This window comes from Asticcacaulis solisilvae (genome assembly GCF_052327315.1).
GTDB lineage: Bacteria > Pseudomonadota > Alphaproteobacteria > Caulobacterales > Caulobacteraceae > Asticcacaulis > Asticcacaulis solisilvae_B.
This window is the reverse complement of the sequence record NZ_CP166196.1, coordinates 810,097-831,380: the sequence shown is the minus strand read 5'-3', so window position 1 is coordinate 831,380 and position 21,284 is coordinate 810,097. Positions and strand designations below refer to the sequence as shown.

At 62.2% G+C, this 21,284-nt stretch carries 27 protein-coding genes; 16 read left to right on the top strand and 11 right to left on the bottom strand.

Going from position 1 to position 21,284, the window contains the following annotated elements; all coding sequences use genetic code 11:
* Positions 1–520: 520 nt before the first annotated feature.
* The 3 genes from AB8717_RS03910 to AB8717_RS03900 form a co-directional block, all read right to left on the bottom strand.
* Positions 521–1,318, bottom strand: a complete 798-nt coding sequence (locus AB8717_RS03910; RefSeq protein WP_443749721.1) for a DNA adenine methylase — start codon at positions 1,316–1,318, stop codon at positions 521–523.
* Positions 1,319–1,405: 87 nt separating this feature from the next.
* Positions 1,406–2,431: a phage portal protein gene (locus AB8717_RS03905; RefSeq protein WP_443749720.1), complete on the bottom strand. Its 1,026-nt coding sequence runs from the start codon at positions 2,429–2,431 to the stop codon at positions 1,406–1,408.
* The gene (locus AB8717_RS03900) at positions 2,428–4,236 is read right to left on the bottom strand and encodes a terminase large subunit domain-containing protein (protein WP_443749719.1); all 1,809 of its coding nucleotides are present in this window, start codon (positions 4,234–4,236) and stop codon (positions 2,428–2,430) included. Before AB8717_RS03900 ends, AB8717_RS03905 begins: the two co-directional genes overlap by 4 nt.
* A 150-nt stretch (positions 4,237–4,386) precedes the next feature.
* On the opposite strand from AB8717_RS03900, the gene AB8717_RS03895 reads away from it, so the two are divergent.
* The 7 genes from AB8717_RS03895 (at position 4,387) to AB8717_RS03865 (ending at position 9,126) form a co-directional block, all read left to right on the top strand.
* Complete coding sequence (locus AB8717_RS03895) at positions 4,387–5,232, top strand: GPO family capsid scaffolding protein (protein ID WP_443749718.1); 846 nt, start codon at positions 4,387–4,389, stop codon at positions 5,230–5,232.
* A 50-nt stretch (positions 5,233–5,282) separates the two neighbouring features.
* Complete coding sequence (locus AB8717_RS03890) at positions 5,283–6,296, top strand: phage major capsid protein, P2 family (protein ID WP_443749717.1); 1,014 nt, start codon at positions 5,283–5,285, stop codon at positions 6,294–6,296.
* Positions 6,297–6,365: 69 nt separating this feature from the next.
* Positions 6,366–7,139, top strand: coding sequence for a phage terminase small subunit (gpM, locus tag AB8717_RS03885; protein ID WP_443749716.1), 774 nt, complete (start codon positions 6,366–6,368; stop codon positions 7,137–7,139).
* A gap of 61 nt (positions 7,140–7,200) precedes the next feature.
* Positions 7,201–7,716 carry a head completion/stabilization protein gene (locus AB8717_RS03880; protein WP_443749715.1) on the top strand — a complete coding sequence of 172 codons (516 nt, stop codon included), beginning with the start codon at positions 7,201–7,203 and terminating at the stop codon, positions 7,714–7,716.
* Positions 7,713–7,940 (top strand): tail protein X, encoded by a 228-nt coding sequence (locus AB8717_RS03875; protein ID WP_443749714.1) that lies wholly within the window; start codon positions 7,713–7,715, stop codon positions 7,938–7,940. The genes AB8717_RS03880 and AB8717_RS03875 overlap by 4 nt, the downstream gene beginning before the upstream one ends.
* Before the next feature lie 3 nt (positions 7,941–7,943).
* Complete coding sequence (locus tag AB8717_RS03870; protein WP_443749713.1) at positions 7,944–8,447, top strand: phage tail protein; 504 nt, start codon at positions 7,944–7,946, stop codon at positions 8,445–8,447.
* Position 8,448: 1 nt separating this feature from the next.
* On the top strand, positions 8,449–9,126 hold the full coding sequence (locus tag AB8717_RS03865) for a phage virion morphogenesis protein (RefSeq protein ID WP_443749712.1): 678 nt from the start codon (positions 8,449–8,451) through the stop codon (positions 9,124–9,126).
* Here AB8717_RS03865 and AB8717_RS03860 read toward each other — a convergent pair.
* Both AB8717_RS03860 and AB8717_RS03855 read right to left on the bottom strand, forming a co-directional pair.
* Positions 9,123–9,629, bottom strand: a complete 507-nt coding sequence (locus AB8717_RS03860) for a hypothetical protein (RefSeq protein WP_443749711.1) — start codon at positions 9,627–9,629, stop codon at positions 9,123–9,125. The two genes, AB8717_RS03865 and AB8717_RS03860, sit on opposite strands and share 4 nt — an antisense overlap.
* 3 nt (positions 9,630–9,632) lie before the next feature.
* The gene (locus AB8717_RS03855; RefSeq protein WP_443749710.1) at positions 9,633–9,851 is read right to left on the bottom strand and encodes a hypothetical protein; all 219 of its coding nucleotides are present in this window, start codon (positions 9,849–9,851) and stop codon (positions 9,633–9,635) included.
* Positions 9,852–9,947: 96 nt separating this feature from the next.
* On the opposite strand from AB8717_RS03855, the gene AB8717_RS03850 reads away from it, so the two are divergent.
* Positions 9,948–10,550, top strand: a complete 603-nt coding sequence (locus tag AB8717_RS03850) for an SOS response-associated peptidase family protein (RefSeq protein ID WP_443749709.1) — start codon at positions 9,948–9,950, stop codon at positions 10,548–10,550.
* A 326-nt stretch (positions 10,551–10,876) separates the two neighbouring features.
* On the opposite strand, the gene lysC is transcribed toward AB8717_RS03850, so the two are convergent.
* The 6 genes from lysC to AB8717_RS03820 form a co-directional block, all read right to left on the bottom strand.
* Positions 10,877–11,086: an Rz1-like lysis system protein LysC gene (gene lysC, locus AB8717_RS03845; protein WP_443750852.1), complete on the bottom strand. Its 210-nt coding sequence runs from the start codon at positions 11,084–11,086 to the stop codon at positions 10,877–10,879.
* Positions 11,001–11,390, bottom strand: a complete 390-nt coding sequence (locus tag AB8717_RS03840) for a hypothetical protein (RefSeq protein ID WP_443750929.1) — start codon at positions 11,388–11,390, stop codon at positions 11,001–11,003. The genes lysC and AB8717_RS03840 overlap by 86 nt, the downstream gene beginning before the upstream one ends.
* Complete coding sequence (locus AB8717_RS03835) at positions 11,387–11,896, bottom strand: glycoside hydrolase family protein (RefSeq protein ID WP_443749708.1); 510 nt, start codon at positions 11,894–11,896, stop codon at positions 11,387–11,389. The genes AB8717_RS03840 and AB8717_RS03835 overlap by 4 nt, the downstream gene beginning before the upstream one ends.
* A 14-nt stretch (positions 11,897–11,910) precedes the next feature.
* Positions 11,911–12,240, bottom strand: a complete 330-nt coding sequence (locus AB8717_RS03830; protein WP_443749707.1) for a hypothetical protein — start codon at positions 12,238–12,240, stop codon at positions 11,911–11,913.
* A 16-nt stretch (positions 12,241–12,256) separates the two neighbouring features.
* Positions 12,257–15,118 carry a hypothetical protein gene (locus AB8717_RS03825; RefSeq protein WP_443749706.1) on the bottom strand — a complete coding sequence of 954 codons (2,862 nt, stop codon included), beginning with the start codon at positions 15,116–15,118 and terminating at the stop codon, positions 12,257–12,259.
* Between the two features lie 112 nt (positions 15,119–15,230).
* Positions 15,231–15,578, bottom strand: a complete 348-nt coding sequence (locus AB8717_RS03820) for a hypothetical protein (protein ID WP_443749705.1) — start codon at positions 15,576–15,578, stop codon at positions 15,231–15,233.
* Positions 15,579–15,688: 110 nt separating this feature from the next.
* Between AB8717_RS03820 and AB8717_RS03815 the strand changes: the two genes are divergently transcribed.
* From AB8717_RS03815 to AB8717_RS03780, 8 genes are read left to right on the top strand one after another with little or no spacing between them, the layout of a single operon-like run.
* Positions 15,689–16,567 (top strand): baseplate assembly protein, encoded by an 879-nt coding sequence (locus tag AB8717_RS03815; protein WP_443749704.1) that lies wholly within the window; start codon positions 15,689–15,691, stop codon positions 16,565–16,567.
* Complete coding sequence (locus AB8717_RS03810) at positions 16,564–17,175, top strand: phage tail protein I (RefSeq protein ID WP_443749703.1); 612 nt, start codon at positions 16,564–16,566, stop codon at positions 17,173–17,175. Before AB8717_RS03815 ends, AB8717_RS03810 begins: the two co-directional genes overlap by 4 nt.
* A 2-nt stretch (positions 17,176–17,177) precedes the next feature.
* On the top strand, positions 17,178–18,326 hold the full coding sequence (locus AB8717_RS03805) for a gp53-like domain-containing protein (protein WP_443749702.1): 1,149 nt from the start codon (positions 17,178–17,180) through the stop codon (positions 18,324–18,326).
* Between the two features lie 9 nt (positions 18,327–18,335).
* Positions 18,336–18,560: a hypothetical protein gene (locus tag AB8717_RS03800; protein WP_443749701.1), complete on the top strand. Its 225-nt coding sequence runs from the start codon at positions 18,336–18,338 to the stop codon at positions 18,558–18,560.
* Positions 18,561–18,618: 58 nt separating this feature from the next.
* Positions 18,619–19,233 (top strand): phage baseplate assembly protein V, encoded by a 615-nt coding sequence (locus AB8717_RS03795; RefSeq protein ID WP_443749700.1) that lies wholly within the window; start codon positions 18,619–18,621, stop codon positions 19,231–19,233.
* A gap of 5 nt (positions 19,234–19,238) precedes the next feature.
* Positions 19,239–19,568 carry a GPW/gp25 family protein gene (locus AB8717_RS03790; protein WP_443749699.1) on the top strand — a complete coding sequence of 110 codons (330 nt, stop codon included), beginning with the start codon at positions 19,239–19,241 and terminating at the stop codon, positions 19,566–19,568.
* Between the two features lie 11 nt (positions 19,569–19,579).
* Positions 19,580–20,731 carry a phage tail sheath subtilisin-like domain-containing protein gene (locus AB8717_RS03785; RefSeq protein ID WP_443749698.1) on the top strand — a complete coding sequence of 384 codons (1,152 nt, stop codon included), beginning with the start codon at positions 19,580–19,582 and terminating at the stop codon, positions 20,729–20,731.
* 38 nt (positions 20,732–20,769) lie between these two features.
* Positions 20,770–21,276: a phage major tail tube protein gene (locus tag AB8717_RS03780; RefSeq protein ID WP_443749697.1), complete on the top strand. Its 507-nt coding sequence runs from the start codon at positions 20,770–20,772 to the stop codon at positions 21,274–21,276.
* The last annotated feature ends 8 nt before the right edge of the window (positions 21,277–21,284 follow it).

Sequence of the window (21,284 nt, the reverse complement as noted above, 5' to 3'; positions counted from 1 at the left end):
ATTTTCGGCCATAAAAGGTAAGGCGGGGTGTGAACGTCCATCTTACCTGTGACGAAGCCATAAACCATTGAACATTAGACATTTTTTTCTAGGACATTTCGGAAGGCGCAGGCTTGTTAGAAAGGTAAGGCGTTTCCCGACACGACCCTCCAGCTTGCTTGCGATCTAAAATTCGATTTCACCTAATTCCGTTCTTCCGTGCAGACGGATAAACCGTCATTTCCTGCGTCAAAATGCGTCACGGCTGGCCTGTTACCTGCGGCCAGCAAAGCCTTTTGCCGTTTAGCTTGCGTCGAAAAGGTCGGCTGCATCAAAAGCGATATGAGTAGCGGGCGGGCGAGGTGTGGGGACGAGCGCGCGCCGTGGGGCCGGCGTGACAATGCCTGCCCCCGGGTGCCCCCCTGGGCGTGGTGCCCCGCTGCCGCCCGCACAGGGCAGGCCTGACGTGCGCGCGCCCCGGCGGACCACTGGCCAGCCGAGGCGCTGTACGGCCTTCTGTGAGGCTTGGGCGCGATGCGCCTTAGCTGCTGATGATCAACTCGCCAACGGCCTTGCTCTTGGCGCCGCCTCCGACCGTGTAGGTCACGCCGACCTCTTCCTGCTGGAAGGCCGCGAAGATCTGCCGCACCTCCGGCCGGTCGTTCAAGCTGAGAATGAACCGGCCCTGCAGCTTGGCCAGGACGCCGGCCATCTCTTCGAACTGGTCGCGGCTGAACACCTCCTTGCCGTAGTCGTCCTCGCATCCGTAGTAAGGCGGATCGAGGTAGAACAGCGCGCCCGGCCGGTCGTAACGGCGAATGAACTCCTGCCACGGCAGGCGCTCGATCGTCACGGAGGCCAGACGGTCCTGAAGAGCTTCCAGCAACGGCTGCAGCTTGGTCACGTCGAAGCGCGCAGGCCGGCCCGGATCCGCGCCGAAATGCCGGCCGCTAACCTTGCCGCCGAAGGCCAGGCGCTGAAGGTAGAGAAAGCGCGCCGCCCGGTGCAGATCCGTAAGCGTCGACGGATCGGTCGCCGCCAGGCGCTCGAAGTTGGCGCGCGAGCTGATCTGAAAGCGCAGCATCTCCAGGAACGCAACGTAGTGGTGCTGCAGGATCCGGAAGAACGTGGTCACGTCCTCGCTGATGTCGTTGATGACCTCGGCCTTCGGCCGGCGATCGCGGCGCAGGAACACGCCGCCCATACCGACAAAGGCCTCGGCATAGGCGTCATGCGGCACGGCGTTGATACGATCGACAAGGCGCTTGGCAAGGTTCTTTTTGCCGCCGATATATGCCGCGACCGGTTTGACCGGCGCGACTGTGGATAGGGTAGTCATGGTGCTTGCGCTCCTTAAGCTCGTTCACTTATTGTTCCGTTGCGAAGTGGAACAGGTGACGGCCTGGCAGAGGGGCACCTGCCGGGCTTAAGCTGCCGGAGCTGGGGACGCTGTTGCGACGTCGTAGGGCGCGTATTTCACGACTTCCATGCCCAGCCAGTCATTCAGCTCGAGCGTGCGCATCTGCAGCGCCTCGATCTCGTTGCGGAAAAAGATCGCCGCCGCCTTCTCGACGTCGCCGAAGCCGCCGGCGTTCGCCGGCACCACGCCGAGCAGCTGGGGCGGCACGCGGTGCGCGGCAAGAATGTCATCGCGCGTCGTATTTTTGATGCCGAGGAATTCGTCTTTCGCCGCGACCTCGCTGATCGGAATAATCTGGACGCCGTCCTTCTTGCCGTTGGGAACGTGCAGGAACAGGTTTTTGAAGTTCCCGACGCCCTTGGCTTGGCGGAGGCTTTCGCGGATCGCGTCGACGTCCTTGTTGTCCATGGTCGATTCCGACACATAGAACACGAACCCGGCATGGGCGCCGTTGATGTAATAGCGACGGCGGAACAGCGTCGACGCCTCATTGAGGAAGGCGCTCTGCAGGGCCGAAATGTATTCCGGGACGCCGTAAATTTCCTGGCTGACATCGTGCTCCATCAGTTGGAACACGCTGCCCGGCTGAAACTCGTGCGGATCGTAGCGGTTCTCATGCTCCAGGAAGAAAAACTGCCCAGACTGGAGCCCGCGGCGCGTGTAGAGCGCGAGACTATGTTCGAGACGCAGCGGTCGGCCGACCAGGTTGTCTACGCGCTCGAGGTAGCCGTCGCCCATGACCAGGAAGTCGAGCACCCACTTCGCGAAATTCGACCGATTGAGCAGCGTCGACGGGATGAACGTCTTGACCAGCAGGTTGCGCTTGACGCTGATAGCCGAGCGATGGTGACCGGAAACATTGAGCACGCGCGCCAGAGCACGGCGCGGAATCGGCGGCTCGTACCATCGGCCATTCGAATAGGCTTCGACGTAGTCGAGCACGTCGCGCCTGTTGAGCACGCCCTCGGCATCGCCAAAACTGAAAGAACGCACGCCGGCGCGCGCGCCGGGATCGAGTTCGTCGTTGGTCATCCCATGATCTCCAGGGTGGATTTCTTGCTGCCGCCATCGGCGACTTCTAAAGGTTCGCAGTACAGAACGTGCAACAGCGCCCATGCCAGGTCGCCGTGGCCAGTCTCAGCCGATCGCCGCGCGACATAGGTCATCTGCTTTTGGCCCGCGGTCAGTTGTGGGTGGATGGAGATGAGCGCCATCGCTAGATCGATCCAGCCGGCGTCAAACTCGATGCGGTTATTCCGGAAGACGTTCTGCGCCTTCTGCACCATCAGCGTCTTGACCATGGGCGAATAGTCTATCCGGCGCGCGGTCGGGAACCATTTGCTCACCAACTGGTAGACGGCGGCGCCGGTGCCGGTACCGTCGATTGCGATCTCGGTCACGCGATAGCGCCGCGCCCAATCCTTGATGACGCGGTTTTGCGCTTCGAAGTCGAGGCCTGTCAACTTTTTCTTTTCCAGCACACGGAACTTGCCTTTCAGCCCGTTCGGCGGCGCCACCGCGACCAGGCCGGCATCATCGCCGCCGCCTTCGTTCGGATCGAAGCCGAGCCACACCTCGCCGTCGCCGTAGGGGCGCGCGTTGTACGGTGCGAAGTCGCGCCAAACCTCCCAGGTGTCGACCATGGCCGGGCGAATGAGCTGCATCGGGAACGCGGACTCGCTGTCGTCCACGAACATGCACCGGAACAGGTTCTCGAATTCGCTGACGCCGTACTCGAGCTGCAGGCTCTCTATGTCGATCAGGTCATAGCCGGCCGCGATCGCGTCATCGAGCGTGACGATTTGACGCCAGATATTGTCCGCGCACCTGACGCCGCGCTTCAGGGCCTTGTGGCTGATGTCGATCTTGACCCGATCGGCCTTCTGCCGGCGTTTGTTGAAACGCTCTCCGGACCAAAGCTGATATGCTTCGTGCGTGATGCTCGACGGCGTCGAGAACAATGTGATCGTGTAGCGCTTCTGCGTCGCCATGGCGGAGGCGACCTTGAACAGCTGTTCAAAGCCATAGATCCAGAAGCACTCGTCAATGATGACGTCGCCGTTGTAGCCCTGCGCCGTGCGGTAGTTGGTGCCGAGGAAATACAGTGTCACGGGCTCGAGCGGCTGGCCGTCCTGGTCCTCGCCGCGCTCGATGACCAATGGATCGCCTTTCAGCTTGATCCCGGTCTCTTTCTGCACAAACTCAATGATGTACTGGCGAAATATATTCGCCTGGTTGCGGCTGGCGGAAATGAAGATTTGGTTGTTGCCGGTCTCCAGCGCGCGCACGAGGCGCTCATGCGCAAAATGGTAGGTCGCGCCGATCTGGCGCGACTTGAGCAACATGCGGATGCGCTCGGATTGTGAATCCCACCAGGTCTTTTGGAACCCGTACATGCCGCGCTCGAGCGCCGCCTTCAGCTTTTCGATCGACTCCTTGCTGATAAGGTTCGGCGGCGATTTCTGCTTTTTCGGCCCGGCGTTGCGATTGCCGATCTTCTCATTGAGGTCGCCTTCATGACCGCCTGGCGCGTCATAGCGGCGGATGCGTGCCATCTGCGCCATCTGGCGTCCGAGAAGGTCGATTTCCTTGAAGTCCTGGCCGGTCTTCTGGTCCTTCATGACCAGCATGTTGTAGCGCATGGCCGTCGTCATCTCGGCCTGCGTGAGCGGCGAATCCTCGTCCCATTTCTGGCGGTCCTTCCAGCTCTGAACCGTCGACCGGGCGATTTCCAGGACGTCGGAGATCTGCTGCACGCGCCAGCCGCACCAATACAAGGTGCGGGCAATCCTTTCGGGATCGAAAGGCGCTGGCATGTCTTCAATTCGCAACGTCATGCCCAGACGATACGGCCCGACTACGCGCGCGCGTGAGACGGCGCCCTTGTCAGATCGGATTTACGAAGCGGCCCGCGTTGCAAATCGGTCGGTGGAACCGGCCTCTTATGGCTTTGACAGATCCGTTTCTCTGGCAGGAGACCCGCCCAAATGCCCAAGTCCAAGTTCGTCCGTGTCGCCGTTTCCGGCCCGACCATCGACGGCCGCACGATCGACGCCACGCAGCTGCAACAGGCGGCGAAGAACTACAACCCCGACACCTATGCTGCCCGCGCTAACATCGAGCACGTCCGTGGCCTTTCCGGTCAGTCGCCGTTCAAGTCCGTGGGTGACGTCCTGGCGCTCAAGGCCGAGCCGGTCACCATCGATGTCGCCGGCAAGCCGGAGCAGCGCATCGGCCTTTTCGCGCAGCTCGACGTCCACGATGATCTGGTCGCGCTCAACAAGGACAATCAGAAACTCTACTCCTCGATCGAGATCCTGCCGAACTTTTCCGGCACGAACGAGGCGTACATGGTCGGCCTGGCCTTCACCGATAGCCCGGCCTCGCTGGGCACCGAGCGCCTGCAGTTCACGTCTCGCGCCAAGGTGTTCGGCAACCTCGTGTCCGCGCCGGACGAGCTGAAGCTCGAGCTAGAAGCCGCGCCGGCATCGCAGACCGCATCGGATGGTGCGTTCAAGGCGATGGGTGATTTCTTCAGCGGTCTGCTGAAGGCCGCAAACACGCCGCCCGCCCCGCCGGCGCCAGCCGTCACCCCTCCGGCCGCGGGCGCCGTGCCGGCCGAATTCTCGGCCTTCGCCAGCCAGATCACGCAGGGCATGCAATTGATGTCCGCGGCGATCGACGCCGGCAACAAGGCGAACACCGAAGCGATCGGCAAGGTCGCCTCGGATCTCGCCGCCTTCAAGTCCGAAGTCGAAAAGACCCCCGCCAACTCCTACACCGCACGCCCGCCGGCCACCGGCGGCGCCGGACGCATCCTGGCGGAATGCTGATCAGCACTCTGCCCGCCATACCCTGACACGCAGCCCCTCCGGAGCCCGCCATGCGCAACGAAACCCGCCTTCTCTTCAACGCCTTTGTCGCGCAGATCGCCGCCCTCAACGGCGTGGACGACGCGACGAAGAAGTTTACGGTCACCCCATCCGTCCAGCAAAAGCTGATCGACAAGCAACAGGAGTCGTCCGACTTCCTGAAGCGCATCAACTTCGTGCCGGTGACCGAGGCGTCCGGCGCCATCCTCGGCCTGTCGGTTTCCGGTACCCTGGCCTCGCGTACCAACACGGCTGGCGGCAACCTTCGCGTCCCGCGCCAACCGTCCGGCCTCGACTCGCGTCAGTACGACACCAAAAAGACCGACTTCGACACGGCGATCCCCTACGCCCTCATCGACATGTGGGCCAAGTTCCCGGACTTCCAGGCGCGCATTCAGAACATGATCGTTCGCATGCAGGCGCTCGACCGCATTCGCGTCGGCTGGACGGGCACCTCGGCCGCCGCGGCGACCGATCGCACGGCGCATCCGGATCTGTCGGATGTCAATATCGGCTGGCTGCAGAAGATGCGCACGGAAATCCCGGCGCAGGTGATGACGGCCGGCGGCACGGCCGGGCACGTCTATTACGGCGCCGCCGGCGATTACAAGACGCTCGACGCCCTGGTATATGATGCGGTCCAAACGCTTCTGCCGACCTGGGCAAAGGACGACCCCAACCTCGTTGTCCTCCTCGGGCGCGATCTGCTCCACGACAAGTATTTCCCGCTGATCAACGAAGACGAAGATCCGATGAACCAGCTGGCGCGCGATGTCGTGATGTCGACCAAGCGCGTCGGCAACCTGCCGGCCTTCACTGTGCCCTTCTTCCCGGACGGCAAGCTGATGGTGACCCGCTTCGACAACCTGTCGATCTACCAGCAGGAAGGCGCCAACCGCCGCACCGTGGTCGACCACGCCGCCGCCGACCAGGTCGAAGACTTCCAGTCCTCGAACGACGCCTACGTCATCGAAGATACCGACTACGCCCTGCTGGTCGAGAACATCAGCCGCAAGGACGCGTAACAGCAATAACCCTGAGAGCGAGCCGAGGGGGCGGGCATTGTCCCGCCCCCTTTTTTAACGGAGATCCACATGCTGAGCCCAGCTCAAAAACACAAGATGGCCGTAGCCGCGGCTCTGACGATCGCCGCCGCCGGCGCCATTGCCGGTCTCGATACGATCGCGCCGCCCCGGCCCGAAGAAGGTCCGGAAGCGAACGCCTACAACCTGCTGATGGCCCAGCTCGGCGCCGATCGCCGCCGCCTGTCCGACATCGCGTCGACCGAGCGCAAGATCGAAGCCAAGCGCGAAATGATCGAGGCCTATCAACCGCACATCGACGCGGTGCTCGAAACGACGGCTAAGACGGGCAAGGCCGTCCAGGACGAAGTTTTCGTCACCCTGATGATCTGGCACATCGACGTGGGCTATTACGACCGCGCGCTCCAAATGGCCGAACACGTCCTGACGCACGGCCTGGTCCTGCCCGACCGCTTCAACCGCAATGCGCAAACGCTGATCGCCGAAGAGCTTGCCGAGGCCGGCCTGAAAGCGACCTCGGTCGATGAAGACTTTGATCTCGACGTTCTCGGTCGCACGCTGACCCTGGTGCAGCCCTACGACGTCAACGACATCGTGCAGTCGAAACTGCGCAAGGCCATCGGCCTGCAGCTGATCCGCAAGGCGGAGGCTACCGAAGCCGACGCGGACGGCCCCGCCGGCGGCGCCCAACACGCGCGCTCCGCGGCACTGGAAATGCTGACCACGGCCCTGCGGCTGAACCCGCAGGCCGGCGTCAAGAAAGAGATCGAGCGGCTGCGCATGTCGCTCCGAAAGAACCCTTCTCCGGACTCGGTGACGGAATAAGCCGCCCCACGGCGCCAGGGGGGCGGTGATTGGTCAGGTGGATTGATCTCCGACCCTGACCTTGATCCTCACCCCCCTGAACTATCTGACCGAGGTGCATATGACCGGCTTTGTCTCTATCCCGCCTGAACCCGCATCGCCAGACGGCACAATGGTCCTCGGCGAGGAATTCTGGCCGGCCGTGGACCTCAACCATTTCCGCGACACGATGCGGATCGGCGCGTCGACCATCCCTGATCCCCGGCTGATTGAAGCCCTGCAGGTCGCCATAGCTGACGTGCAAGAGGATCTGGCCGACTGGCGCGCCACACAGGAGGCCGCCGGATATGACAGCCTGGCCGGCGTCCCGTCGCCGGCGATCGGTGCCGAGACGCGCCTAACGATGCGCTGGCGCCGTGCCGTTTATTCCTACGCCACGGCCGACCTTTCCGAGACCCACCAGGACATCACCGCGACGGCCGCGGGCGCCGGCCAGTCGGAAGCCATGGGGCCGTCTGTCGGCGACCATAGGCGCAACGCGCTCCATGCCATCCGCGACATCCTCGGTGTCGGCCGGTCGACCGTAGAGCTAATATGATGGCGGCCACCACCTTCACCGCGACCGCTGTGCAGGATGAAACGCTCGACGCCCTGGTCTGGCGCGTGCTTGAAGCCGGATCCGGCGTGGTCGAACAGGTGCTCGAGCTCAATCCCGGCATCGCGGATCTCGGCCCGGTTCTGACCGAAGGCCTGGTCGTAACGCTGCCGGTCATCACGGCCGCGCCGGTCGCAGAGTCGACCATTGTCAAACTTTGGGAGTGAGTCGTGGAAAAGCCCGACAGCCTGCGCGCGTTTTTGGTGGCCCGGGCGCCTGAACTGAAGCGTAACCCCGAAAAGCTCCAGATGTACGTCAAGGGCGGCAGCACGGCGGCGCGTTGGTCGCCTGACCGCTTCAACTATGAGTACCGCTACACGCTGCATGTCCAGATCCTCGGCTTCACCGGTCATCCAGATCAGATATTCCTGCCGGTCCTGGTATGGCTGACGGACAACGAAAAGGCCGCGTTGCAGAACTTCGACAACGGTGACCAGGCTGTCACCTTCGACGTAGATCTGCTCGATGACAAGACGGTCGATCTGGAGCTGCAGATCAAGCTGACCGAGGCGGTCGATGTCGTACAGCAGCCGGGCGGCACTTTCCGTCTGACGCATCGCCCCGAGCCACCAGCGATCGGCTTCGACCTGGTCGAAAACGTGCCCGTCGGCACCAAGATTTCCGCCGTCTATACGCCCGACAACGAGCTGATCTACCAGGCGCCGGAGGCCTGACGTGTCCAGCGATTTTAAGGCGCTCGAGCAGTTGGAAAGCGAGGCCGGCCGACTGCTCGGCGCCCTCGATGACGCCGGCAGGCGCGACATCCTGCGCAAGATCGCCCGCGAGCTGAAGGCCGGCCAGGCCGCGCGCATCGCCAAACAGCAGAGCCCGAACGGCGCCGCCTTCGCCCCGCGGAAAAAGCGCGGCGAGCCCCGCGGCGGCAATGGCGCCAGGCGCTTCCTGTATCCGTCTGGCGGCAATGGTCCCGCGCGTATCGTCTTCATGAAGTCTTGGTCCTATGACGGCCCGCTGATGACCGGCTTCGACGTAGAGGCTGGCGGCATTCGGTCGTTTGAGACGAAGAAAATCATCAAGTTTCTCGGCGTGTCGCCGGCGGAAGACAACAAGGCCAGCGGCGGCAATATCCGAAACCGGCTGACCATCAAGCAAAAGGCTATGTTCCGGAAGCTGCGCACCGGGCGCTACCTGAAGTCGGGCGTTGACGATTATGGCCTGTGGGTAGGCTTCCTCGGCAAGGTCGCCGGCATCGCGCGAATCCACCAGGAAGGCGGCAGAGACCGCACCTCGAGGCGCGGCCCGACCGTTCAGTATGCGCAGCGTGAGCTGCTCGGCTTCACCAACCAGGACCGCGAAGATATCCTCGACCTGGTGCTGCGCCACATGGACGTCTAGGCGGCATCCTCTTCCGTATCCTCGCCGTTGAGGTATGGCGGCAGCACTTCTATCCATGCGGCATATAACGCCTTTCGCTCGGCCTTCAGCTTCGCAAGCTTTTCCGGTCCCTTCGCTGCCACTGGGAAAGGATCGTTGCGGCCGTAGACATAGACGTCGAAATGATGGTCTTCGCCGACCGATATCACTGGCGAAAGAACAGTGATCCCCTGCAGGCTGATGTGAAAATTGCGTAGCTTGTAGACCAATGGGGCATCGATCCTTCGCCAGTTCCATGTGCGGTGATGGCGCTGATAATCCTCCCAGGCTTCCATCATCCATTGGTGATGCCGCGCGACCTTCACCCAGCCGTCCGTCATGTTCTGGCCCTGAAAGACCAGTTGCTGCGCATTGTTGGCGATGAATACTGCGAACTTACGATAGACCGCTGCCGATTGCAGTTCGGAAACCGCGACGACCTTAGACAGGTCGATGTAATAGCCCATGCAGCGATAGACAGTCATGGTTCAATGCCGCGCCTTACTGCCATATTGGCGCGCTAGATCTTCCTCCGTCAGGACCGGGATATGCAGCAGGTCGAAGATGCGGCCGGCGACGCGTTCGGAAAGCCTGGCCACATCGATCCGTCCTTGGATCTCGGCCACGTCACCATCGATTGTGACGCCGTCTTCAAGTGCCAACTCCGCCGACAAAACGTCCTTCAGGTCATCCCACATTGCACGCACGCTGACTCTCCGCTACAGAATGTTCCACCTTTGTTCCAATTGACGGCCAAGAGTCAAGCGGGCAGCGTAGCAATCGGTCGATGTGGGAGATATCCGATGTGCAATCGGGCGAAACAAAAACTCAGCTGGCAAGAGTATATTGGCATTATGCAGCGTGAGGCGCTCCAGATCCCTGCGCATCAAACCGAGCTCGATCTGATGGTCTCGGATCCGGCCAAAGACTATGAGGTCGGCATCGGCGACAAGGGCGCGATCATGGTTCCCGCCGGCGACCAGGTCGAACTGGCCACCATGAAATTCGGCAAGCCTCAGCCTGGCCGCGGCCCGCTCTTCAATTTTCGATCGGACGGCCGGAATTTTTCGGATAGCAAGCGCTGCATCATGCCGGTCGACGGCTTTTTCGAGTTCACCGGCACTAAGTCCCCAAAGGCAAAGCACCTGTTCACCGTGCCGGCGTCACGGTTATTCGGCATCGCCAGCATCTGGTTTCCGGCCGAAGGCAATGAACCGGCATCGTTCGCAATGCTGACGACACAGCCGGGGCCAGACATCAAACCTTTTCACGACCGGCAAATCGTCATCCTGACGCCTGACAAATGGGGAACTTGGTTGTTCGACAACACCAGGCACGAAGATCTGTTCCGACCGTTACCGGCAGCGACATTTGCACACCAGCTGGTGCGGCCGGGTAAAGACTAATCAGCCAGTCTTTTTCGAACTCGATATCCACAGGTCGCAGATTGCCTTTGCAATTTCGCCATGTGACGCGCTTTCGTAAGCCGAGCGATTTCCGCCGGCTTCGACCAGCTGGTTCAGAAGCCTTTGCTTGCTCGCTTCATCATATGGCGGTGGATCGCCATTCAAAAAGCGGATGGTGTCTCTCCAAGCAAGACTGGATCCTGGGAGCGCGGCGTAACGGGGCATCATTGAGGCTCCATGAATTAAGGCGACCTTCGCACCATTTGGGCCAAAAGAAAAGCTGCCCGCGATGCCGCCAGCAGCGTTCCAATTTCACTGAGGTCCGACTATTTGCCGCCGGTGATGGCGTCCACGAGGGCCTGGCGCTTCGCCTCGCATTCCTTGAGGACCCGCTCCTGCTCGATCGAGAAGTTCGCCAGATCCTGCACCGTTTTCACGCCGGCAGGATCGTCACTCTTGCACGCCTGCAGGGCGATCGGGGGTATGAACAGAGGGGCCGTCGGCGTCGGCCGGCTCGCGCAGGCTGTCAACACCATCGCGCCAAGCGCCAATGACAGAGCTGTAATCGCAATTCGCGCCTGCCGGCGTCGGTGCGGTATCGATCGCATGATGTGCCTCGTTTGCGGCCCTGCGGCCGGCGTCCTGGTTGTGCTGAAGGTCGGCCTCGGCGCTCGATGCGCTCGATGCCGACGCGGTGACCTGTGCGGTTTGGGCGTGCGCTTCCTTGACCTCGGCCTTGAGCGGTTTGATCTGGCCCCAAAGGGCCATGATAGTGCAGCCGACCATGATGCCGGCCATGAGCGCTGCCAGATGACTTAGAATTTCGTCGCCAAACTTCATTCGTCGTGCCCCGTCCGCATGATCCGCGACAGGGTGACGGCGCGGCTGCTGACCTGGTTGGCCCAGGCCGAGCGCAGCATCTCGCCGGCGGCGTCCGTGTAACGGCCGGCTTCGACAAGGCGAAGGGTTTCCTTGAAGCCCAACAGCTTGCCGATGCCCATGTTGAAGGCCATATCGACCAGCACGTCGCGGCGCACGCCGTCGAGCTGGCGCGTCCAGGGCAATTGCTTGCCGAGATCCGCGCGAGCGTCGGCGATATCCTTGTCGAGGGCAGCGTCGGATAGTGACTGCGTCCAGGTCAGACCTTCATGCACGTCGGCGCCGGTATGCCCGCGACCGATAGTCCACGGTGCGCCGTCGTAATTTCGCCAGTTTGCGAGCTGCCGATAGTTGAGAACGGGATTGATGCCGGCGGCTCGACAGGCCTTCGCCAGCGGAGATAGCGGATCTGGATATGCGGTGAGGACGTTGCCCTCTTCGCGGTCGAGTCTGTCACGCAGTGCCATGGAACCTCCTGATCCTATGCCTGGTCTTGATCGATGGTTGGGTTCGGCTCGACGGCCTCTTCACCTTCGGCTTGCTGCTCGGAAGGCTCGGGCTCGACCGGGCCGTCAAAGACGACGATCCGGTCGTTCAGCTTCTGCAGCTGGTCCTGGTCGACCGAAGGCAGCGGGAGATAGCCGACGACATCGAAGCCCCAAAAAGTGCCGCGGGCATTGTCGGTCCAGCCGAGCATTTTGTCGTAGAAGGCCGTCATGACGTGGCCGTCCGCAGTCACGACCAGGAAGTCGCCGCCGGTTTGCGCGGCTTCGTCAACAGGCTGGAACTCGGGCCATTGAATTTCGGTCATCTGTCGGTTTCCTCAGCTAGAACCTGTGGCCAATCTTCGGATCGGGGCGGTTATTGGCGACGGTCGCGTTGACCTTACCGGTGGGGTGCGTCCCATCTGGCGTGGTGTCATTGGCGATGCCGTCCGTCACGAACAGGTCAACGTCGGTCGGGTCACACATGTCGCTGGCCACATCGATCACGAAGTTGACGTAGGCGGGCAGCGCAGTCCGGAGCGTCGTGTTGTAGGTCAGCTTTTCGGCACGGGCGGACGCGTTTTGCTTCGTCTGGCCGGGACCATCGATCCAGTTGTTCGATGAATTTGTCGGCGACGCTGGAACCGTCGCGACGCCGCCATAGGCAAAGCCGGCCGTGTTCAGGAACGTGCAGAAGGTGTTAAGCTGGCTCAACATCGTCGCGGCTGTATGACCGGCACCGAAGTCGTTGACGCCGAGCTCGACCACGTAGGACTCGCCCATCAGGTTCAGCAGCTCGGTCACGCCTGGCAGGGCGCCAGTCGTGATGTTGACGAATTCGGACAGCATGCGGCTCGGCTGCGCGATACGCAGCAGGTCGATATGGTTTTTGCCGTACAGACGGCCGACCCAGCCGACATGGCCGTCATTGTCGGAGGATCCGGTCAGGTTTTCGGCAAAGGCGTGGATCGAGTCCTCGATAGAAATAACGCTCTTGGTAGCCTTACGGCGGCCGATGACGATCACGTCGAAAAGGTTAGCTGGACTCTGGTTGTAGGTCGTTTCACCGCCCAGCACGCCGGTCTTATCCGATGTGATCGGCGTGGCGCCGACAACATAGTGGTCGCCATTTGCTGCCCCGTTGGCGTTTGCCGACTGCTGTCCGAACGGCAAGTAGCCGTTTGGCAAATAGTTACCGCTGGAATCGACGGGGTAAAAGTTCAGGTGAACCTTGAAAGCGCCTAGCGATGCGATCTGAAGCCCGCCGAGCTCAAACGCGAGAGCGTTGCGGCCATCGGCGTATTCGGCCATCTTGATCCAGATGTCGGTTGAACCGCGATAGTAGATCGGTGATGGCGCCGCGGCGCCGACGCCAAGCGGTTCAAACGTCGCCTTCCCGCGGATATCGTTCGGCAGCGGGATTTGCACCAGGTTGCCGCCCGAGTTCCCCAGGTACCAGGTAGGAATGATGATGCCGAGTTGCTCGGCGATCCCGTAGCCGTTGACTAGCCGGCGCGACACAGAGTCAGCGCCCGTCCGGATCTGCACACCCCAATAGACCTGATTGCGAGCCGAGATCGGCGAGTACTTTTTGACCCGGCCAGTCGTGATCGCAGCGATGTTCGTGGTGTTGGCGGCGATTGCCAAGGAGTTCGCGGCCACGCTGGAAAGTAGGGAATTGAGCGTCGTCTTCACGCCGTGCATGAAAGAGACGATCATGTTGTAAAGGCCGTTGACGCCGGTCGTAGCAGCTGTCGCATCGCTGACGATCGCGAAGACATCCCCTGACAGCGTGCCGGTCTGTCCGGCGCCGGCATTTAGCTGGATGAAAAGCCGTGTCGCGGCGCCGGTCGAGGTCAGGGGCTGCGTGCGCCAGGTACCGTCACACGTCAGATTTTTTGCGCCGCCGCTCGTCAGATTGGTGGATGCGCCATCGGCAAGCCAAATCGTCGGTGTCGCCGATGACGTTTTCGACAGGCGGTAAAAGACCGTAATGGTAACGGCATTCGCGGCGTTGACCGGCCAATAGAAAAAGCAGTTGGTGCTGTTCGGTGCCGTGACGCTAAACTCGCCGACGCCGGGACCGAAGGTCGTGGCGCTCCATCCGGACGGCGCCGTGATCGCACCAAGGATCGCGCCGAGGCCTTCCGTGTTGGTCGAGATAGCCTGACGGAGCGTAGCGCTGTTCGACGCCGACAACGTCAGCAGGTTAAGGACGGCCAGCAGCGACGTGGTCAGCTTGTCGCTTTGTAGGGATGCCGCCGTATAGTCGCCGGTGAGCCCGGCAACCATGCCGGTAAGCGTATTGCCTACCGCTCCGGTGTTCAGCGAAACCAGCCGCGCGACACCCGAAGCCGTGGCGGTGAGAACCGCCATGCGAGGCGTGCCGTCACAGGTCAACGTTACCTGGTTCGAAATGCGCGTCGACGTGCCGTCGCCAAGGTAAATCGTCGGGGCGCCGGCCGACTTCGACAGGCAGTAGAACACCGTGATCGACTTGCCGATCGCTACCGTATCGATCGGCCAATAGAATTGCGCGTTCGACGCCGTGGTCGTGGTCAGGTTGAGCGCGCCAATGCCGCTCGATCCGCCATCGGTATAACCGGACAGGACAACAGCCGACTTTAGGACACCTATAGCCGAATAGCTGGCGACGGCCGCGGCGAGCGCTTGGGATGACGCATTGGAAAATGCCAGTCCAAGCATGTTGACCATGGCCAGCATGGCCGTCGTCATCTTGTCGTTTTGCAGCCCGCCGGCCGTGTAGTCGCCGTTGAGCGCTATGATGTCGCCGGTCAGGGTGTTGCCGATGGCGCCGGTGTTCAGCGTGACCAGGCGAACCACGCCGGCGGCGTTGGCGGTCAGGAGCGCCAGGCGGGGCGTGCCATCACAAGTCAGCGTCACGGTGTTCGATTTCGACGCCGAAGTACCATCGCCGAGATACATGGTCACCGTGCCCGACGACTTGGTCAGGCAGTAGAAGATAGTCACGGAACTGCCGTTGGCGACCGCGTCGATTGGCCAATACGCCTGCGAGTTCGACACCTGTGTCGTCGTCAGGTTCAGCCCGCCGATGCCGATGGAGCCACCATCCGTGTATCCGGCCAAAACCTTGGCAGCCTTCAGGACGCCGGCGGAAACGTCGGCCGGAGTGAACCCGAGTGCCGTGTTGATGTCACTTGCGGCTAGGACGCGCGGAGCCATCAACGCACCTCGCGATCTTTATGCAGGGCCTCGCGCCAGGCATGTACGCCTGCCACGGCCAGCCCGAACACCGTGGCCGCGGCACTGGCAGCGGCGATCAGTTCGAGGACATTCACTGGCTGTCCTCCATGTTCAACTTCCGTTTGGCGAAATAGGCCACGCCGTTGAGTAGGAAGCCGAAGCCCATGGCGCCGAGCACCATGGAGATGCCGACCGACGCAATGGCCGGCAGGTTCCAGTAGATCGTGGCGGTGACGCCGACCGTAGCGAAGGCCGGCAACGCAGAAAGCTCGCTGATCGCCAGCCACAGGCGTTTGCGGCGCCAGTGCGCGGCGAGCACCGGATCGTCCGGCTGGGCCTCGCCCAGGCCGAACAGCGAATAGCCCAGCTTGCCCGCGACGATGGTCAACGAGCTGAAGAAGCTGAGTGTCCAGTAGATGGCGATTTCGGGCTTGGTCATGCTGTCAGATCAGCATGGCGCTCGGGCAAGGCCAGCGGTCCCCGTTGTCAAACCCGATTTGCGAAGTGCGACCGCGTGCGCGCGCGGGATTGCCTCGGCCAAATGCCGACATGGCCGGCACAACCAACAACGCAATCGACCTGTCGCAGATCCCGTTGCCTGACGTGATCGAGCAACTGAGTTTCGAGCAGATCTTTGCCCAGATGGCGACGCTCGTGAAAACCGGCGTGGCCGGCGTCTTCGCCGGTATTCCGACTTTTGACGAAACGATCGAAAGCGATCCGGCCGTCAAAATCCTTCAGGTCGCTGCCTATAGCCGGCTGCTCGATCGCCAGCGCGTCAACGACGCTGCGAAGTCGGTCATGGTGGCCTACGCGCTCGGTAACGACCTGGTCAATCTCGGCGCCTTGTTCGGCGTGGCGCAATTACCAGGTGAGGATATCGAGGCCTTTCGAGAGCGAATCTTGCTGGCGCCGGACGCCTATTCGACCGCCGGTGCATCTGGCGCATACGAGTACATTGCCCGGTCGGCTGACGCCGGGGTCAAGGACGTGAAGGCGATCTCGCCGATGCCCGGCGCCGTGCTCGTTTCCGTTTTGGCCGCTGCCGGCGATGGGACGGCGGACGCCGGTATGCTGGCCAATGTTCAGGCTGCACTATCGCCAGCCGACAAGCGCCCGCTCTGCGACCAGGTGACCGTGGCCTCGGCCGAGATCGTCACCTATTCGATCCAGGCTGACATCTACACGTACGCCGGCCCCGATCGGTCGGTCGTGCTCGCCGCCGCGCAAACGAACGTCGCCGCCTTCGCCACCAATATCCGCCGCATCGGCTTTGACGTGGTCCGAAGCGCCATTACCGCGCAACTGCACGCCGCCGGCGTCCAGAAGGTCGTGTTGAACCTGCCCGCGGCTGACGTCCCGATCGATGACACGCAGGCGTCCTACTGCACCGGAATCGTGCTGAATTTCATTGGCGAGGCGCAATGAGCCTCCTGCCGCCCAACGCCACGGCCCTCGAGCGCGCCTTTGAGGGGGCCATCCAGGCTCCCGCGCTCGATGTGCCGCTGCGCCAACTGTGGGATCCGGACACGTGCCCGGTCGAACTCCTACCATGGCTGGTCTGGGGCTTGTCGATCGACAATTGGGACACGACCTGGTCGGAGGCCGAAAAGCGCCAGCGCGCACGCACGGCCATCCTTGATCAAATGCGCAAGGGCTCGCGCGGGGCCGTCGACACTGAAATCGCCGCGCTTGGCGGGCACGTAACGGTGACGGAATGGTGGGAACAGACGCCGGCCGGCGATCCGTTCACCTTCGAGCTTGCGCTCGACATCGATAATCCGGCGGTCCCCAACACGGCCGCTTACATCGACCAGGTGCTCGATCGTCTGGCGAGAATTCGGCGCCTGGCCGCACATGCGGTTGTCAAACAGAAGGTGAGCGCCGCCGGCCAGGTGGGCGAGATCGGTGCCGCGCGCGCCGCCACGTATGCCCGCCTCGATACGGTCTCACCGGCAAAAGACCTCGTCTACCTCACCGGCGCCGATGGCGCGCAGCTCGTCAATGCCTATGGCAACGAATTCGTAGGAGCCTGACAGTGGCACTCAACCTGATCGTCACCAATGCCGGCCGCAACGCCCTGGTCGATGCCGCAAACACCGGCACCAACCAGGTAGATATCACGCAGGTTGGTGTCTCCGCCACGAACTTCGCCGTCGACTTCACAACCACGGCGTTGGCCGGTGAACTGAAGCGCATGGGCACCATTGCCGGCGTCACCGTGGCCGACAACGTCATCCATGTGACGATGCAAGACAACAGCATCGACGTATATTCGCTGCGATCCTTCGCCCTCTACCTCAATGACGGTACGCTTTTCGCCGTCTACAGCCAGGCGGGCGTGATTGTAGAAAAGTCTGCAGCGGCCTCGATGATGCTGTCGGTGGACGTGGCTTTTGCCGACGTAAATGCCGCCAATATCATCTTTGGCGCTACGGACTTCGTGCTGCCGCCGGCGACGACGGACAATAAGGGAGAGGTCGAACTTGCGACCTCGGCCGAAACCCAGACCGGTACTGATGGATCCCGAGCGGTTACACCGCTCGGGTTGCTCACTGCCTTTACTGCCTGGCTGCTGTCGTTCAACGTCTGGCGCGCGTCGAACGATGGTTCCGGATCGGGCCTCGATGCGGATTTGCTCGACGGCCAGGACGGCAGTTGGTATTCCAACATCATCGCGCGACTGGGCTTCACCCCGGCGAACAAGGCCGGAGACACGTTTACGGGCGGCATCACGGCGCCGACTGTCGCCGCTTCGACCTCGATGTCGATCGCAAGCAATACCGTCTGGCACGCCGGCAATGACGGCGCTGGATCTGGTCTCGATGCCGATATGCTCGACGGCCTCGACTCGACGGCCTACGTCAAGAAATCCGAAGTTACGCATTCCTTTGCCAACCCAGGCTGGCGAAAGGATCACGATGGATTCATGTGGCAATGGGCAGCCGGCTCGACCGACGCGACCGGCAGCGAGGGAACGCAAACGGTCAATTTCCCGGTTGCGTTCCCGACCGCTTGTCTAGGTGTCAGCATCACCACGGACATCGGCTCCGGATCTTCGGCCTCGGACATCGTCTACCAGCAAGTCGGCGCTCCGACCGTCAACGGCGTCACCGTACAGCGCCAGGTCGAAGGCGGCTCCGACAACCGCTCCACCACGCCCCGCGTTCTCGCCTGGGGTTACTGAGGACATCCCATGAGACACGAAATCGGAAAACTCGACAAGGCGCGCCGTACGGTGCCGGTCTTCTTCGAACATAACGGCGTGACACACACCCGCGACGTAAACGCCTGTTACGACGCCAAGGGCAAATACGACGATGACGCGACAGTTGCGCGGGTCCATGAAGTCGCCGCGGGTGTCAAGAAGAAGATCGAGCTCGGCGTCATCGTCTCCGATCCAACCCCCTCGGCTTCGTAAATCCGATCTGACAAGGGCGCGCGCTGGCGTCCGTGGCCATCGCTCACATCATGGCCCCATGTCCGCGCGCGAACCCCATCCAAACGAGACCATTGGCGATCTGATGCGCTTCGGCACGGTCGATTCCGTCGATCTCGAGGCAGGATTTGCCGTGGTCAAGGCCGGCGACGTCACCACGCCGCCCCTGCGCTGGTTCACGCCGGCGGGCGGCTTTTCGATCTGGTGCCCGCCATCGGTCGGCGAACAGGTGCTCCTAGTCTGCCCGGAAGGGGATATCGAAGCCGCTGTCATCATGCGCGGCATCTTCTCGGACACCAATCCGCCGCCGGCGTCCGGCCTGCGCCTGGTCCTCAAGACTCCGGACGGCACCACGATCGACTATGATCCGGAAGCCCACAAACTGACCATGACCCTCTCCGGCGGATCGGTCGAGATCGTCGCGCCGGCCGGCGTCAGCCTGATTGCCGACATGGACGTTCAGGGCAACGTAACGATTACCGGCGACCTGACCGTTAGTGGCGGTGGCGACATCGCTGGCGATCTGTCGGTTGACGGATCGGCAGCCGTCTCCGGTAACCTGGCCGTCGATGGCACCTCCACGCTCGGCCAGGGCGCAATCAAGCCCGCCATGCTCTCGGACGGAACCCCAGCCACAAAGGTCTTCGCGAAATGACCGGCATGGACCGCAACACCGGCAAGCCCTTGGACGGTACAACACACATCGCGCAATCGATCGGCGACATTCTGTCAACGCCGAAGGGCAGCCGCGTCATGCGTCGCGACTACGGCTCTCAGTTGCACGAACTCACCGATCTGCCGATCAACGGCATGACGCGGTTGCTTTACGCCGCCGCCACGGCCGGCGCCATCGATCGTTGGGAGAACCGTATCCAGCTCGACCGCGTCGTCGTCGCTGGCGATGCTACCGGCCAGCTCGCCGCCACCATCACCGGCCGGCGTACTGACCTCCCGAACGCGCCCGCTTTCAACCAGCAAGTTTCTCTCTGACAGAGGTTTCCATGACCAGCATCAATCACGGCATCCGCATCAACGAGGCAGCGACCGGCACCCGCGCCCTGGCCACGATCGCCACGGCGGTCATCGGCCTGGTCGCCATCTCGACCGACGCCGACGCGACTGTTTTCCCGCTCGACAAGCCCGTCCTGGTGACGGATGTACGCGCCGCCATCGGCAAGGCCGGTGTCAATGGGACGCTGGCCAAAGCCCTGTCGGCCATCGCAGACCAGTGCAGCCCCGTCGTCATCGTCGTGCGTGTAGCGCCAGGCGTGGATGATGCCGCCACCGAAACCAACATCATCGGCACCACGACCGAAGACGGCCAGATGACCGGCTTGAAAGCCCTGCTGACGGCCGAGACGCAGACCGGCGTCCGCCCGCGTATTATCGGCATCCCCGGCCATGACACCAACGCAGTGGTTACTGCTCTGATGCCCGTGGCCAAGAGTCTGCGCGCATTCGTCTACGCCAAGGCGGTCGGCGACATTGCAGAGGATGTGGTCACCTATCGCAACAGCTTCAGCGACCGCGAACTGATGCTGATCTGGCCGGACTTCACCGACTGGGACGGTTCGAGCGTGGCGCGCGCTCTCGGCCTGCGCGCCCTGATCGATCAGACGACCGGCTGGCACAAGACGCTGTCCAATGTCGCTGTGGAAGGTGTCACCGGCATTTCAAAGGCCGTGGACTTCGATATCCTGTCCTCGAGCAACACGGCCGGCGTGCTCAACGACGCCGACATCACGACCATCATCCGCAGCCAGGGCTTCCGCTATTGGGGCAACCGTACCTGCTCGGACGATCCACTGTACGCCTTCGAGTCGACCGTCCGCACCGGCCAAGTGCTCAAGGATACGATCGCGGAGGGCCTGGTCTGGGCCGCGGACAAGCCGATCACCGCGCAGTTGGTGAAGGACATCATTGAGACGATCAACGCCAAGTTCCGCGGCCTGAAAACGCAGGGCCGCATCCAGGGCGCCCGCGCCTGGTACGTTGCCGCGCACAATAGTCCCACGGATCTCGCCGCCGGCAAGATCGTGATCGACTTCGACTACACGCCCTGCGCGCCGGCCGAAAGCATCAACCTCAACATGGTCATCACCGACCAATACTACAGCTCGCTGGCCGACGAGCTGGCGAAGCTGGTCGGCTAAACCGGCGCATTTCCCGCTCACTTTTTTAGGATTCCGCGATGCTGCCCTCAACCCTCAAGAATATGAACCTCTTCCACGACGGCGGCTCGTTTGCCGGCCTGGTGCCCGAAGTCACGATCCCGAAGCTCGCCCGCAAGATGGACGTCTATCGCGGCGGCGGAATGGACGGCGAAGTCCAGATCGACATGGGCCAGGAGCCCATTGAGTTCGAGTGGAAGCCCGGCGGGCACATTACGTCCGTCTTCACCCGCTTCGGCGAGCCGACCATCGACGGCATCCTGCTCCGCTGGATGGGCGCCTATCAGTCGGACGACACTGGCGAAGTGAAAGCGGTCGAAGTCGTCGTTCGCGGCCGTCACCAGGAGATCGATCCCGGCTCCGGCAAGCCTGGCGACAAGACGGAAATGACCGTCAAGACCGTCTGCTCCTACTACAAGCTGGTCGAGAACGGCGCCACGCTGATCGAGATCGACATCGCGAACATGGTCTTCATCGTCAACGGCGTCGATCGCATGCAGCAGATGCGCGCCGCCATCGGCCTGTAACCTTCCTT

Coding starts and splice junctions, on each gene's coding strand:
- AB8717_RS03815 (WP_443749704.1), top strand. CDS start 15,689: ATGGCCGGCACAACCAACAACGCAATCGACCTGTCGCAGATCCCGTTG.
- AB8717_RS03780 (WP_443749697.1), top strand. CDS start 20,770: ATGCTGCCCTCAACCCTCAAGAATATGAACCTCTTCCACGACGGCGGC.
- AB8717_RS03910 (WP_443749721.1), bottom strand. CDS start 1,318: ATGACTACCCTATCCACAGTCGCGCCGGTCAAACCGGTCGCGGCATAT.
- AB8717_RS03875 (WP_443749714.1), top strand. CDS start 7,713: ATGATGGCGGCCACCACCTTCACCGCGACCGCTGTGCAGGATGAAACG.
- lysC (WP_443750852.1), bottom strand. CDS start 11,086: ATGGTGTTGACAGCCTGCGCGAGCCGGCCGACGCCGACGGCCCCTCTG.
- AB8717_RS03810 (WP_443749703.1), top strand. CDS start 16,564: ATGAGCCTCCTGCCGCCCAACGCCACGGCCCTCGAGCGCGCCTTTGAG.
- AB8717_RS03830 (WP_443749707.1), bottom strand. CDS start 12,240: ATGACCGAAATTCAATGGCCCGAGTTCCAGCCTGTTGACGAAGCCGCG.
- AB8717_RS03790 (WP_443749699.1), top strand. CDS start 19,239: ATGGACCGCAACACCGGCAAGCCCTTGGACGGTACAACACACATCGCG.
- AB8717_RS03800 (WP_443749701.1), top strand. CDS start 18,336: ATGAGACACGAAATCGGAAAACTCGACAAGGCGCGCCGTACGGTGCCG.
- AB8717_RS03820 (WP_443749705.1), bottom strand. CDS start 15,578: ATGACCAAGCCCGAAATCGCCATCTACTGGACACTCAGCTTCTTCAGC.
- AB8717_RS03900 (WP_443749719.1), bottom strand. CDS start 4,236: ATGACGTTGCGAATTGAAGACATGCCAGCGCCTTTCGATCCCGAAAGG.
- AB8717_RS03895 (WP_443749718.1), top strand. CDS start 4,387: ATGCCCAAGTCCAAGTTCGTCCGTGTCGCCGTTTCCGGCCCGACCATC.
- AB8717_RS03850 (WP_443749709.1), top strand. CDS start 9,948: ATGTGCAATCGGGCGAAACAAAAACTCAGCTGGCAAGAGTATATTGGC.
- gpM (WP_443749716.1), top strand. CDS start 6,366: ATGCTGAGCCCAGCTCAAAAACACAAGATGGCCGTAGCCGCGGCTCTG.
- AB8717_RS03840 (WP_443750929.1), bottom strand. CDS start 11,390: ATGAAGTTTGGCGACGAAATTCTAAGTCATCTGGCAGCGCTCATGGCC.
- AB8717_RS03795 (WP_443749700.1), top strand. CDS start 18,619: ATGTCCGCGCGCGAACCCCATCCAAACGAGACCATTGGCGATCTGATG.
- AB8717_RS03905 (WP_443749720.1), bottom strand. CDS start 2,431: ATGACCAACGACGAACTCGATCCCGGCGCGCGCGCCGGCGTGCGTTCT.
- AB8717_RS03890 (WP_443749717.1), top strand. CDS start 5,283: ATGCGCAACGAAACCCGCCTTCTCTTCAACGCCTTTGTCGCGCAGATC.
- AB8717_RS03835 (WP_443749708.1), bottom strand. CDS start 11,896: ATGGCACTGCGTGACAGACTCGACCGCGAAGAGGGCAACGTCCTCACC.
- AB8717_RS03825 (WP_443749706.1), bottom strand. CDS start 15,118: ATGGCTCCGCGCGTCCTAGCCGCAAGTGACATCAACACGGCACTCGGG.
- AB8717_RS03785 (WP_443749698.1), top strand. CDS start 19,580: ATGACCAGCATCAATCACGGCATCCGCATCAACGAGGCAGCGACCGGC.
- AB8717_RS03860 (WP_443749711.1), bottom strand. CDS start 9,629: ATGACTGTCTATCGCTGCATGGGCTATTACATCGACCTGTCTAAGGTC.